Source organism: Flavobacterium sp. CFS9 (assembly GCF_041154745.1).
In the GTDB taxonomy this organism is placed as follows: domain Bacteria; phylum Bacteroidota; class Bacteroidia; order Flavobacteriales; family Flavobacteriaceae; genus Flavobacterium.
This window is the reverse complement of sequence record NZ_AP031573.1, coordinates 690,302-702,198: the sequence shown is the minus strand read 5'-3', so window position 1 is coordinate 702,198 and position 11,897 is coordinate 690,302. Positions and strand designations below refer to the sequence as shown.

Here is an 11,897-nt window from a genome sequence, read left to right as displayed (position 1 = left end):
ATAAGAAGAATTTGTGATGGATTAATTTTAATGTAACTATTGCAATTGGTCATTTCATAAATATGTTATATTTGAGATTCCTAAAAATCTAACCATTTATGAAAGTAAAAGAGAATTTATACAATCAAAGGATTATTTCGATAGACGCTTTAAGAGGAATCACCATTTTTGTTATGATTTTTGTAAACGAACTGGCCAGCGTTGCGAATGTCCCTCAATGGATGAAACACATGCCGGCAGATGCTGATGCGATGACTTTTGTAGATTTGGTTTTTCCTGCTTTCTTATTTATTGTTGGAATGTCGGTTCCATTTGCATTTAATGCCCGACTGATAAAAGGAGATAGTGCAAAAACGATTTGGACACATACGTTAAAAAGAGCTTTGGCTCTCATTATTATGGGAGTCTTTATGGTTAATGCATCCGACGGTTATGATGCTGAACAAATGATAATCTCACCTGCATTTTGGGGATTTTTGGCTTTTGTCATGCCAATACCAATTTGGAATAAGTATGCCAAAGATTTTCCGGCTGGGTTAAAAAGTATACTTCAATATGGAGGAATATCGGTTCTGATAACCCTCTACTTTTTATATGTTCGGACTGATGGCAGCATAGGGATGACACCACAATGGTGGGGAATTCTGGGACTAATTGGATGGGCTTACCTTATTACAGTAATTTATTATTGGCTGGTTTCCGGGAAATTATGGGCAATGATTGTCTTTCTAATACTGTGTGTTTCCCTAAACTCGGCCAATTTGACCCAAAATTTGCATTTACCCGAATGGTTGCGTTTTATTGCCGGGCATTTAACTCATGCGACCTTGGTAACAGCAGGAATAATAATTTCACTATTGTTTTTTGATCGAAAAGTAGAAAAGAAAATCAACTGGCCTGTAATTGGGTTTATTGCATTGTTTTTCTCGTTCGGATTTTTTCTGCGTCAATACTATGGAATTTCAAAAATACAGGGAACTCCTGCCTGGACATTATTGTCAGCCGGAATTTGCACCGTTTTGTTCTATTTTCTGTTTTGGCTGATGGAAGTTAAAAAACAAACCCAATGGAGTAATTTCTTTATGCCCGCCGCTGCAAATCCGTTATTGATTTACATTTTACCGGGCGCTATTTATTATTTCTGCAAAGCGATGAATATTCATATTATTCCGGGGTATTTTCGTGAGGGAGTTCCCGGGATCATCTGGTCTTTAGTTTTTTCGACCATTATGCTGTTCGTGATGAAAATCTGTAACAAGTACAAAATTCAGCTGCATTTATAAGAAAGAAAAAGTTTCAGGTTTCAACTTAATTTTAAGTCTGAAACTTGAAACCTGAAACTTGAAACAATCCCTAGCGAACCCTTTTAAACGCAATCGGTCCCGTTCTTTTTTTGTTATCGATAAAAGTACCTTCCAGTGTATTTCCGTCTTCCGATAAGGTTAGAGTATGTGTTCCCTGAGTCGCCCATCCCTCGATAGGTAAGGTAACATCTACTGTGTAAACAATTGTATTTCCTATTCTTTTTCCGGTACCGCTTTCTACAAATTTCTGTCCTTTCCATTCAAGGTAATGCGAGAAAATAACTTTTCCGTTTTGTTCAGATACAATTGCAACGGCATTTTGTACCCCCGGATTGATGTCTTCCCAGACTCCGTTAATATCAATTGGTTTGGGCGGCTTATTATTGTTCTGGCTGTAATTAGTATTTAAAAAGAACACAGTGAGAAGTAAAAGATAGAACCTTGTTTTCATAGGGTTGATAATTAAAGAGAAACTGATTTTATTTGTAAATAGGCTCCTGAAACCGGTTGGTAATTTACAAAGTTGAATTTGCATAAATTATGAATGTTTAGAAGTTTTCCGTTTGGAAGACCGTCCTGTCTGAAATTTGTCCATTTAATTTTGACCGTTTTAAACTGATCAGGCGATGCAGGTAAATCAACTCTTGGGTGAGAACCGCCATGCATACAGCCGTTTCCTTCTTCGTTTCCTTCACGTGCCTGGAGTTTGACGAGGTGAGAAGATTTATACGTAATGGTTACAAATTTGGAAGCATCTGATAAATTTGTTGGAGGCCCGTCATTAGAATCAGAAGGCGTAATCAGAACATTCAGTTCAATTTCACCCAATGGATTGTCTTTGGCCGTAACTTTTACAATTCCTTTTTCCTGCCGAACCTGATTTATGGTTTCCTGACTCTCAACAGCAGGGCCGGCAATGTACCAGGTAGAGGTTTGTACTAAATTTATTTTCGGATCTTTAAAAAGGGTAAAGGCAGATAATAGAAAAACTATACTTGTTAGTATGAGTAAAGAAGGAACTTTAATTGGAGTTTTGATTTCCATAGAGAAGTTTTTTAACCAAAAATATGCTTTTTTGAATTGCGTTGCGGTTTTTCTTTCGCATTCAGTCAGAATGTTTCAGATTGTTTTTTACTCTGTTTTTAGTTTTTTGATTTAGAAACCTCATGCCATATTTTGATGTTCGTAAAAACGAGTGATCATTATCGTCAGGATTGGCTGAAAATTTCTAACTTTCCAAAAAATCTATTTCGTTATTTTTCATGCAATTATCGGTTATTATTCTCAATTATAATGTGCGTTACTTTCTGGAACAATGTGTTTTAAGTGTTCAGGAAGCTATTTCGTCACTTGATGCAGAAATCATTGTAGTCGATAATAATTCGTCAGATGAGAGTTGTTTGATGATGAAAAGCAAATTCCCAACTGTAAAATTGATTCAGAATGACACAAACTATGGTTTCCCAAAAGGGAACAATATTGGAGTGGCGCAGGCTCGGGGAAAATATGTCTGCATTCTAAATCCCGATACTGTTGTTGCTGAGAATACATTTGAGAAAATTTTGAATTTCGCTGACAGACAAGTCAATTTAGGAATTGTAGGATGTAAGCTTATTGATGGTACCGGAGCATTTTTGCCCGAAAGCAAGCGCGGAATTCCAACTCCCTGGGTCGCTTTTACCAAAATTTTCGGACTCTATAAAATCTTTCCAAATTGGAAATGGTTTAATCAGTATTACGCCCAGCATTTAGGAGAAGATGAAAGCGGAGAAGTTGCTGTTTTAGTGGGAGCCTTCATGTTAATGACTCGTGATTTGTATCTTGAATTAGAAGGTTTTGATGAAAAATGTTTCATGTATGCAGATGATATTGATTTGTCGTATCGGGCTTTGTTAAAAAAGAAATCCAATTACTATTTTCATGAAACGACTGTTTTGCATTATAAAGGAGAAAGTACGGTAAAAGACGAAAAATACATGAAACGTTTTCAGGAGGCAATGAATTTTTTCTATCAGAAGCATTTTAGGAAATCATGGTTTTTTGAATTTTTCATTCAAATTGGTATTTGGTTCTTTTCATTTGTAAAAATGTTTCAGGGAAAAACAAAATCAAAACCATTGCCTGATAGAGTCATTTTTTATTCTTCAAATCAAATTTTGTCTGAAAAATTACCTGAAATTCTAAAAAATAAAGTCGACTTTTTAGATTTCAAAAAAGAAAAAATGGTAAATTCGTGCCAGCTTTTTGAGGGTAAAAGAGTTGAGATTATTTTGGATAATCAGTATGTTTCATTCAAAAAATGTATCAAAATCATAGAAACTCTTAAAGATAAGACCATTACTTTTAAGATTTTCCCCAAAAATGCAAATTTTATTATTGGGAGTAATTCACGGAATGACAGGGGGCAAATCGTAAAAATCGAGTAAAAAATTATATTAAGTGTAATTTATATTCAAAATATTCAGTAATTTCGCAATCTGAAAATCAAAATCACCTTTTAGATTAACAATATGGCAAGATTTGAATTGAAACTTCCTAAAATGGGAGAAAGTGTCGCTGAAGCAACTATTACAAACTGGTTGAAAGAAGTTGGAGACAAAATTGAAGCTGATGAAGCAGTACTGGAAATTGCTACCGATAAGGTTGACAGTGAAGTGCCTAGCGAAGTATCAGGAGTTTTGATTGAGCAATTGTTCGGTAAAGACGATTTGGTTCAGGTAGGACAAACTATTGCAATCATTGAAACAGAAGGTGATGCACCGGCTGTGCAGGCAGTAGAGGCTAATGCTCCGGCAGAAGCTGCTGAAATCGAAAAAACAATCGAAGTTGCGAAAGATACTGTAGCTGCACCGCAGGATTTTTCAGGATCGGATAAATTCTTTTCTCCATTAGTAAAAAATATTGCTAAAGAAGAAGGTGTTTCTGTTGCTGAATTAGAAAGCATTGCCGGTTCAGGAAAAGACGGCCGCGTAACAAAAGAAGATATCTTAAAATATATTGAAACTCGTAAATCAGGTGTTCAGGCTCCGAAAGTAGTTGTAGAAGCTCCAAAAACCGTTCAGGCTGCAGCTCCGGTTCAAAAAAGCCAGCAAGCTGTTCCGGTATCTGTAAACGGAGGCGATGAAATCGTTGAAATGGACAGAATGCGTAAGCTGATTTCAGGTTACATGGTTGCTTCGGTACAAACTTCGGCACACGTGCAGTCGTTTATTGAAGTGGATGTAACTAATATTGTAAAATGGAGAGATAAAGTAAAAAGCGCTTTCGAAAAGAGAGAAGGCGAGAAGCTTACGTTTACTCCAATTATGATGGAAGCAGTGGCGAAAGCTTTAAAAGATTTCCCTGGAATGAATATTTCTGTTGATGGTGAGTATATCATCAAAAAGAAAAACATCAATTTAGGTATGGCAGCAGCTTTACCAAACGGAAACTTAATTGTTCCTGTAATTAAAAATGCAGATCAGCTGAATTTGGTTGGAATGGCAAAAGCGGTAAACGATTTAGGAAACCGTGCAAAAGCCGGAAAACTGAAACCGGACGATACACAAGGAGGAACTTATACGGTGACGAATGTTGGAACTTTCGGAAGTGTTTTCGGAACTCCAATTATCAATCAGCCTCAAGTTGGAATCCTGGCTTTAGGTGCTATTCGTAAAGTGCCTGCGGTTATCGAAACTCCGGAAGGAGATTTTATCGGAATCCGTCAGAAAATGTTCTTATCACATTCTTACGATCACAGAGTAGTAGATGGTGCTTTAGGTGGAAGTTTTGTAAAAAGAGTAGCTGAATATTTAGAAGCTTTTGATGTGAACAGAGATTTTTAAATGCTGTTTTAAAAATAATTTGAACCCGGGAATTTGGATAAATTCCCGGGTTTTTTGTTTTGTAAGAAAAGGTTAAGAAAAGAAACACGAGCTGGCTTTTAGAATCCATTTAAAAGTTAAAATCGCGGGATTACGGCGCTTTTTGTTTAAAAAAGTCAAGAATAGAAGAGGAATTTCGGCTTTAAAAATTACATTTGTAATCTTATAAAAATTAAAAATGGAACTCAAACTCAATAAACCAATTTGCTTTTTTGATCTTGAAACAACCGGAATTGATATCGGTAAGGATCGAATTGTAGAAATTTCGATATTCAAAGTTTTTCCAAACGGAAATAAAGAAAGTAAAACCTGGTTAGTGAATCCTACGATTCCAATTCCGCCACAAACAACTGCTGTTCATGGTATCACGGATGAAAAAGTAGCAAACGAACCTACTTTTGCAGAATTGGCACCACAGGTTTACAATATGATTAAAGACAGTGATTTGGGAGGTTTTAATTCAGATCGGTTTGATATTCCGTTATTGGCAGAAGAATTGCTGCGTGCCGGAGTCGATTTTGATATGAAAAATAAAGTTTCAGTAGATGTACAAACGATTTTTCATAAAATGGAAGAGCGTACCTTAAGTGCCGCATTGAAATTCTATTGTGGTAAAAGTTTGGAGAATGCGCATTCTGCAGAAGCCGATACAATGGCGACCTACGAAATTCTAAAAGCACAATTAGACCGTTATCCGGAATTGGAAAATGATATGAAATCATTGTCTGAATTTACAACCCGTAAAAAAATCGCCGATTTTGCCGGAATGATTGCATTTGATAAAGACAACGAAGAAATTTTTACCTTCGGGAAACACAAAGGTGCTAAAGTGGAGAAAGTTTTAGAGAGCGAGCCTGGCTATTTCAGCTGGATTCAAAATGCCGATTTTCCTCTGTATACCAAAAAAGTGCTTACGGCTATTAAATTAAGAAAGTTAAATACGAAGTAAAGGTGCTAAGTTGCTAAGGCTCTGAGATGCTAAGTTTTTTGTGCAGTTTTCTTAGAACCTTAGCGGCTTTGAATCTTAGAATCTATAGAAAAATGAAAATCATCTGTATCGGTAGAAATTATACCAATCATATTGAAGAGCTAAAAAACGAGCGTCCCGCAGAACCGGTGGTCTTTATGAAACCGGATTCGGCAGTTTTATTGAAACAGCATCCGTTTGTAATCCCTGAATTTTCTGAAGAAATTCATCACGAATTAGAAGTAATTGTTAAAATTAGCAAGGTTGGAAAATACATCGAGCCTAAATTTGCACACAAGTACTACGACGAGATTAGTGTTGGGATTGACTTTACGGCCAGAGATTTACAGGAAAAATTAAAAGCAAAAGGATTGCCGTGGGAAAAAGCAAAAGCTTTTGACGGTTCAGCGGTTATTGGAGAGTTTTTGCCAAAGACTGATTTTGTTTCGATGGAAAATCTTACTTTTGAATTAACGAAAAATTCTGAAACTGTTCAAAAAGGGAATACGAGTTTCATGCTTTGGAAAATTGACGAGCTTGTTTCCTATGTGTCTCAGTTTTTTACATTAAAAATTGGGGATATTATTTTTACAGGCACACCGGAAGGCGTTGCTGCGGTTAAACCAAACGATGTTTTAGAAGGCTTTTTAGAAGATAAAAAATTATTCAGAATACAAGTAAAGTAATGGCTTTAAAATACAACCTTTCGAAAGTATATGCGCTTTCAGACAATGATCCGGAATTTGTAAATGAAATTCTTAAATTATTTGTTACGGAAGTTCCTGAAGATTTAAAACAAATCAAAGAAGGAATTAAAAAGAAGGATCATAAGTATGCCTATTCATACGCGCACAAAATAAAACCTACATTGGACTTAATGGGGTTGAATGTCGCTTTTGAGGAAATTCTTCAGGTAGAAGCCTGGACCAAAGCCGAAGGCAAGAAAAAAGAAATTATCGAAACTTTTAAGAGTATTAGATTGCAGGTAAAAGAGGCGATCAAAGAAATTAAAAAAGACTTTGATTTGTAAGTCTTTGGTTTGATTCTTTTTTTGCAAAAGCGAGCCAAGTCTGGCATTCGTCTAAAATCACTGCAACAACAATTCATTTTATAATATCGGACTTACGATAAGTAAAAATAATTCACAGCTATGAAAGCAAGCATTATTACTATTGGAGATGAAATTTTAATAGGCCAGATTGTAGATACAAATTCAGGTTTTATTGCAAAATCGCTGGATCATATTGGTGTCGAAGTTCATGAAATGATTTCGATAAGCGACGATAAAAAACATATTTTAGACACATTTGCCCAGTTGCAGAACAAAGTTGATCTTGTAATTGTGACCGGTGGTTTAGGGCCTACAAAAGACGATGTCACAAGGAAAACATTTTGCGAGTACTTTGAGGATGAACTGGTCGTGGATGCTAAAGTTTTGGCTCATGTGACGGAGTTGATTGAAGGTTTTTACAAACGCCCAATTTCACAGTTGAATAAAGATCAGGCTCTGGTTCCGTCTAAATGTACCGTTTTGCACAACAAAGTGGGGACGGCTCCGGGCATGTGGATGAAGAAAGAGGATACCGTATTTGTTTCGCTTCCGGGAGTTCCGTATGAAATGAAATATTTGGTTGAAGAAGAAATAATTCCTAAAATAATTCGCGAGTACAAACGTCCATATATCCTTCATAAGACAATTTTGACTTATGGTCAGGGCGAGAGTCTAGTTGCAGAACGTATCGAAGACTGGGAGAATAATCTGCCGGAATTTATTAAGTTGGCGTATTTGCCAAATCCTGGGCGAGTGCGTTTGCGTTTATCGGCCAGAGGAACCAATAAAGAACTGCTTGAAGCGGCAATTGAAGAAAATGTAAAATCTTTAGATGCTATAATTCATGATATTATAGTGGGTTATGAGGATAATGAAACTATTGAAACGGTAGTTGGAAAAATCCTAACCAAACAAAATAAAACGATCTCAACAGCCGAAAGTTTTACCGGAGGAAAAATTGCTTCCGTCTTGTCTGCAATTCCCGGAGCGTCTACTTATTTTAAAGGCAGTGTGGTTTCCTATGCGACAGAGGCGAAGGTGAATGTTCTTGGGGTTTCACAAGATTTGGTTGACAAGTTTTCGGTGGTAAGTGCTGAGGTTGCGTCGGCTATGGCTTTGAATGTGAAGGAGATATTAAAAACAGATTATGCAATTGCAACAACTGGGAACGCCGGACCAATAAAAGGAGACTCTGAAGCAGAAATTGGAGCGGTTTTTATCGCTTTGGCCACTCCGGATGGTATAATCGTAGAAGAATTCAACTTTGGTCAACCACGTGAAAAAGTGATAGATAGAGCAGTGAATAAGAGTTTAGAGATTTTAAAGAAAGAAATTTTAAAAATTGTGCAATAATTTTTTGCTACAATGGTTTATTTTTCTTTTCTTTGCACCCTGATTTTGAATAACGATAAAAGTAAAGTATAATGTCAAGAGTTTGTGACCTTACAGGTAAAAGAGCGATGGTAGGAAATAACGTTTCTCACGCTATGAACAAAACTAAGAGAAAGTTTTCTGTAAACTTAGTTAAAAAGCGTTTTTATCTTCCAGAAGAAGATAGATGGATTACTCTTAGAGTAGCAGCATCTACGATAAAAACAATTAATAAAAATGGAATCACTGCTGTTTTGAAAAAAGCACAGTCAGAAGGATTTATCAAATAATCTTTTCCTAAATAAATATATAGCAAGATGGCAAAGAAAGGTAATAGAATCCAGGTGATTTTAGAATGTACTGAGCACAAGACTACTGGTGTTGCAGGTACTTCAAGATACATAACAACTAAGAACAAAAAAAATACTCCGGACAGATTAGAGATTAAAAAATTTAATCCAATCTTGAAGCGTGTAACTGTTCATAAAGAAATTAAGTAATTAATTAGAGATTTTTATTTAACGTAAAAATTTCAAATAACATTTGAATCATGGCAAAGAAAACCGTAGCATCGTTACAAACATCTTCTAAGAGATTATCAAAAGCCATCAAAATGGTAAAATCTCCTAAAACTGGTGCATATACATTCGTAGAATCTATTATGGCTCCTGAAGAAGTTGATGAGTTCTTGAAAAAGAAATAATAACAATCACAGTATATAGAAAAGCTACTTTCATTCGGAAGTAGCTTTTTTATTTTTTATATTTGTCTAAAATTTAAAGAAACATGACTAATTTTAGGTTTCTTTAAAGATTAAAGATTATTTGAGTTTTATTCTCCCATAATCTAAAAAACTAACAACCTATAAAAAATGAGTTTTTTTAAAAAATTATTCTCTACTGAGAAGAAGGAGACTTTAGACAAAGGTCTTGAAAAATCAAAAACTAGTTTTTTCTCAAAGTTAAGCAAAGCTGTCGCGGGAAAATCTAAAGTCGACGATGATGTTCTGGATGATCTGGAAGAGATTTTAGTAGCTTCTGATGTTGGAGTAAATACAACACTGAAAGTAATCTCCAGAATTGAGAAACGTGTTGCTGCAGATAAATATTTAGGAACAGACGAACTGAATCAGATTCTTCGCGAGGAAATCGGTGCTTTATTGTCTGAAACCAATACAGGTGAAGCGACGGAATTTGAGATTCCAAAAAATAAGAAGCCATACGTCTTAATGGTTGTAGGAGTGAACGGAGTAGGTAAGACTACAACAATTGGTAAATTGGCTTATCAGTTTAAAAAATCCGGTTATAAAGTCGTTTTAGGAGCTGCCGATACTTTTCGTGCTGCTGCTATCGATCAATTGCAGGTTTGGGCAGACCGTGTAGATGTTCCAATTGTACGACAAAATATGGGCAGTGATCCTGCTTCTGTTGCTTTTGACACGCTGCAATCTGCCGTAGCACAAAATGCTGATGTGGTGATTATAGATACAGCCGGACGTTTGCACAATAAAATCAATTTGATGAATGAGCTTACAAAAGTAAAACGTGTCATGCAAAAGGTTGTAGAAGATGCTCCTCATGATGTACTTTTAGTTTTAGACGGTTCTACAGGACAAAATGCTTTTGAACAAGCCAAGCAATTTACAGCGGCTACTGAAGTAACTTCTCTTGCTGTTACTAAACTGGACGGAACAGCAAAAGGAGGTGTGGTAATTGGTATTTCAGATCAGTTTCAGATTCCTGTAAAATACATTGGTGTTGGAGAAGGAATTGAAGACCTTCAGGTCTTTAATAAGTATGAATTTGTAGATAGTTTTTTTAAATAATTTATAATGGGTTTTGAATCTTTAAAAAATATATCAGCGATAGCTTTTTATTTTGCCAGTGTGATATGTTTTGTTTTAGCAAATGTGTTGAAAGATAGTAATCTCTCCGTTTATTATGCTTTGCTGGTAGTGGGTATCGTTTTGTTCTTTTTAGGAGTTTTTAAAAGAATACGCACTAATCGTTAATGGTATCTGACAGATAGTATTTCAAAAAAATATAACAAGCTTTAAATAGTAATGTTTTAGAAAGCATTTCTATTTAAAGCTTTTTTGTTATTGATACAAAGCGTTGATCTTCTCCCATAACGTTTTATCAAAATCTGATAGCGCCAGATTAACGCTGTCTGCAGCATCTCCCATTCTGATAACTACCATCTTTTTACTTGGAATGACATATATTTTCTGGTCATTTTTACCTAATGCCATAAACATGTCGGTTGGTCCGCTTGGGATTATACTTCCCTGAAAAGTAAGTTGTGATTGTGGTAAGTGATAAGAATTTTTTCCGTTTAGCCACCATAAATAGCCGTATCCTAAATTGATATTCTGAGAAGTTGTGGTTGCTTCATTAAAATAGGCTTCGTTAAGTATTGTGCTGTTTTCCCATTTTCCTTTGTTCAGCATTAAAAGTCCAAAACGTGCCATGCTTCTGGAGGTGCTGGTGTAAACGCTATTTGCACCAATCTGTATCCAATTTCCATTCATCCCGATTTTGTCTCTTAGTTTAGTGTTGAAATAATTGTCCCAGCTTTGCCCGCTTGTTTTTGCGACAACATCTTGTAGTTTTACGTACACATTATGATAGGCCCATCTTGTTCCTGCATCGGCTTTATAGATGAGATTGGCAGGATTCACATCGTCTGTACTGTCGTCCAGTCCGGAGGTCATAGTTAATAAATGTTTGCAGGTAATTAAATTTTCTTTGGCTAAGGCTTCACTTGTCCATCCTTCTCCCAAATACTGAGAAACTTTAGTGTTGATATTGAGTAAATTTTCTTGTTGAGCAATTCCTGTAACAGTAGAGGTTAACGTTTTACCGGCGCTGGCCCAATACCAATTAGTAGTTGGGGAGTGCCCGTTAAAATAGTTTTCTAAGACAATTCGACCGTTGATCAGTATGATGAACGACTTGGAATGTTTTAGTTCCAGATAATCTAAAAGCGGCTGAACAGCGGCCTGATTCCATTTAAGATCAGCAATCGACTTTGTTTCCCAGTTTGTTCCGGTTAATGGAGGGAAATACATGTTCTCTTCGGGAACTGTAATTGGTTCTGATTCGGATGAATCTTTGCTGCAAGCTGTTAAAAGAATTGCAGTAAGTAGTATGTAAAAAGCTTTGGTCATGGTTTTTTTATTTTGGTTTAGGGTTGGACTCGAAAGTTATAAAATAGTTTAAATGGTTTTGCGATTTTTTGTTTCTTATGAGCTTTTTAAGTTTAACTTTGCAGGTTCACATTTCTTTTGAAAAAGAAATTTTAGTCTATAGGAAAGCGGTGTTTTTTCGAAGTAATATTTA

The 11,897-nt window shown here is 35.8% G+C and carries 15 protein-coding genes; 12 read left to right on the top strand and 3 right to left on the bottom strand.

The features are described 5' to 3' along the window. Positions 1–98: 98 nt before the first annotated feature. Complete coding sequence (locus ACAM30_RS02930) at positions 99–1,283, top strand: DUF5009 domain-containing protein (protein ID WP_369617167.1); 1,185 nt, start codon at positions 99–101, stop codon at positions 1,281–1,283. A 70-nt stretch (positions 1,284–1,353) separates the two neighbouring features. Here ACAM30_RS02930 and ACAM30_RS02925 read toward each other — a convergent pair whose 3' ends face one another. Both ACAM30_RS02925 and ACAM30_RS02920 read right to left on the bottom strand, forming a co-directional pair. Beyond that, positions 1,354–1,755, bottom strand: coding sequence for a hypothetical protein (locus ACAM30_RS02925; protein ID WP_369617166.1), 402 nt, complete (start codon positions 1,753–1,755; stop codon positions 1,354–1,356). Positions 1,756–1,766: 11 nt separating this feature from the next. Continuing rightward, positions 1,767–2,348, bottom strand: coding sequence for a hypothetical protein (locus ACAM30_RS02920; RefSeq protein WP_369617165.1), 582 nt, complete (start codon positions 2,346–2,348; stop codon positions 1,767–1,769). A gap of 218 nt (positions 2,349–2,566) precedes the next feature. Between ACAM30_RS02920 and ACAM30_RS02915 the strand changes: the two genes are divergently transcribed. From ACAM30_RS02915 to ACAM30_RS02865, 11 genes are all read left to right on the top strand, one after another. After that, positions 2,567–3,730, top strand: a complete 1,164-nt coding sequence (locus ACAM30_RS02915) for a glycosyltransferase family 2 protein (RefSeq protein WP_369617164.1) — start codon at positions 2,567–2,569, stop codon at positions 3,728–3,730. Between the two features lie 84 nt (positions 3,731–3,814). After that, on the top strand, positions 3,815–5,128 hold the full coding sequence (locus ACAM30_RS02910) for a dihydrolipoamide acetyltransferase family protein (protein ID WP_369617163.1): 1,314 nt from the start codon (positions 3,815–3,817) through the stop codon (positions 5,126–5,128). Between the two features lie 217 nt (positions 5,129–5,345). Then, complete coding sequence (locus ACAM30_RS02905; protein WP_017495175.1) at positions 5,346–6,116, top strand: 3'-5' exonuclease; 771 nt, start codon at positions 5,346–5,348, stop codon at positions 6,114–6,116. A 92-nt stretch (positions 6,117–6,208) separates the two neighbouring features. Further along, on the top strand, positions 6,209–6,820 hold the full coding sequence (locus ACAM30_RS02900; protein ID WP_369617162.1) for a fumarylacetoacetate hydrolase family protein: 612 nt from the start codon (positions 6,209–6,211) through the stop codon (positions 6,818–6,820). Continuing rightward, positions 6,820–7,164: an Hpt domain-containing protein gene (locus tag ACAM30_RS02895; protein ID WP_369617161.1), complete on the top strand. Its 345-nt coding sequence runs from the start codon at positions 6,820–6,822 to the stop codon at positions 7,162–7,164. The genes ACAM30_RS02900 and ACAM30_RS02895 overlap by 1 nt, the downstream gene beginning before the upstream one ends. Before the next feature lie 120 nt (positions 7,165–7,284). Beyond that, positions 7,285–8,538, top strand: coding sequence for a CinA family nicotinamide mononucleotide deamidase-related protein (locus ACAM30_RS02890; RefSeq protein WP_369617160.1), 1,254 nt, complete (start codon positions 7,285–7,287; stop codon positions 8,536–8,538). Positions 8,539–8,609: 71 nt separating this feature from the next. Further along, positions 8,610–8,846, top strand: coding sequence for a 50S ribosomal protein L28 (gene rpmB / locus ACAM30_RS02885; RefSeq protein ID WP_008468080.1), 237 nt, complete (start codon positions 8,610–8,612; stop codon positions 8,844–8,846). Between the two features lie 27 nt (positions 8,847–8,873). After that, positions 8,874–9,056 (top strand): 50S ribosomal protein L33, encoded by a 183-nt coding sequence (rpmG, locus tag ACAM30_RS02880; RefSeq protein WP_007805817.1) that lies wholly within the window; start codon positions 8,874–8,876, stop codon positions 9,054–9,056. A 50-nt stretch (positions 9,057–9,106) separates the two neighbouring features. Then, entirely contained in the window at positions 9,107–9,259 is a 153-nt protein-coding gene (locus ACAM30_RS02875) for a DUF4295 domain-containing protein (RefSeq protein WP_008468081.1), read from the top strand. 168 nt (positions 9,260–9,427) lie between these two features. After that, on the top strand, positions 9,428–10,381 hold the full coding sequence (gene ftsY / locus ACAM30_RS02870) for a signal recognition particle-docking protein FtsY (RefSeq protein WP_369617159.1): 954 nt from the start codon (positions 9,428–9,430) through the stop codon (positions 10,379–10,381). A 6-nt stretch (positions 10,382–10,387) separates the two neighbouring features. Continuing rightward, the gene (locus tag ACAM30_RS02865; protein WP_369617158.1) at positions 10,388–10,567 is read left to right on the top strand and encodes a hypothetical protein; all 180 of its coding nucleotides are present in this window, start codon (positions 10,388–10,390) and stop codon (positions 10,565–10,567) included. Positions 10,568–10,654: 87 nt separating this feature from the next. On the opposite strand, the gene ACAM30_RS02860 is transcribed toward ACAM30_RS02865, so the two are convergent. Then, positions 10,655–11,725: a serine hydrolase domain-containing protein gene (locus ACAM30_RS02860; protein ID WP_369617157.1), complete on the bottom strand. Its 1,071-nt coding sequence runs from the start codon at positions 11,723–11,725 to the stop codon at positions 10,655–10,657. Positions 11,726–11,897: the final 172 nt, after the last annotated feature.

Excerpts from the sequence above, each read along its gene's own strand:
- ACAM30_RS02930 (WP_369617167.1), top strand. The coding sequence starts at position 99 with ATGAAAGTAAAAGAGAATTTATACAATCAAAGGATTATTTCGATAGAC.
- ACAM30_RS02925 (WP_369617166.1), bottom strand. The coding sequence starts at position 1,755 with ATGAAAACAAGGTTCTATCTTTTACTTCTCACTGTGTTCTTTTTAAAT.
- ACAM30_RS02920 (WP_369617165.1), bottom strand. The coding sequence starts at position 2,348 with ATGGAAATCAAAACTCCAATTAAAGTTCCTTCTTTACTCATACTAACA.
- ACAM30_RS02915 (WP_369617164.1), top strand. The coding sequence starts at position 2,567 with ATGCAATTATCGGTTATTATTCTCAATTATAATGTGCGTTACTTTCTG.
- ACAM30_RS02910 (WP_369617163.1), top strand. The coding sequence starts at position 3,815 with ATGGCAAGATTTGAATTGAAACTTCCTAAAATGGGAGAAAGTGTCGCT.
- ACAM30_RS02905 (WP_017495175.1), top strand. The coding sequence starts at position 5,346 with ATGGAACTCAAACTCAATAAACCAATTTGCTTTTTTGATCTTGAAACA.
- ACAM30_RS02900 (WP_369617162.1), top strand. The coding sequence starts at position 6,209 with ATGAAAATCATCTGTATCGGTAGAAATTATACCAATCATATTGAAGAG.
- ACAM30_RS02895 (WP_369617161.1), top strand. The coding sequence starts at position 6,820 with ATGGCTTTAAAATACAACCTTTCGAAAGTATATGCGCTTTCAGACAAT.
- ACAM30_RS02890 (WP_369617160.1), top strand. The coding sequence starts at position 7,285 with ATGAAAGCAAGCATTATTACTATTGGAGATGAAATTTTAATAGGCCAG.
- rpmB (WP_008468080.1), top strand. The coding sequence starts at position 8,610 with ATGTCAAGAGTTTGTGACCTTACAGGTAAAAGAGCGATGGTAGGAAAT.
- rpmG (WP_007805817.1), top strand. The coding sequence starts at position 8,874 with ATGGCAAAGAAAGGTAATAGAATCCAGGTGATTTTAGAATGTACTGAG.
- ACAM30_RS02875 (WP_008468081.1), top strand. The coding sequence starts at position 9,107 with ATGGCAAAGAAAACCGTAGCATCGTTACAAACATCTTCTAAGAGATTA.
- ftsY (WP_369617159.1), top strand. The coding sequence starts at position 9,428 with ATGAGTTTTTTTAAAAAATTATTCTCTACTGAGAAGAAGGAGACTTTA.
- ACAM30_RS02865 (WP_369617158.1), top strand. The coding sequence starts at position 10,388 with ATGGGTTTTGAATCTTTAAAAAATATATCAGCGATAGCTTTTTATTTT.
- ACAM30_RS02860 (WP_369617157.1), bottom strand. The coding sequence starts at position 11,725 with ATGACCAAAGCTTTTTACATACTACTTACTGCAATTCTTTTAACAGCT.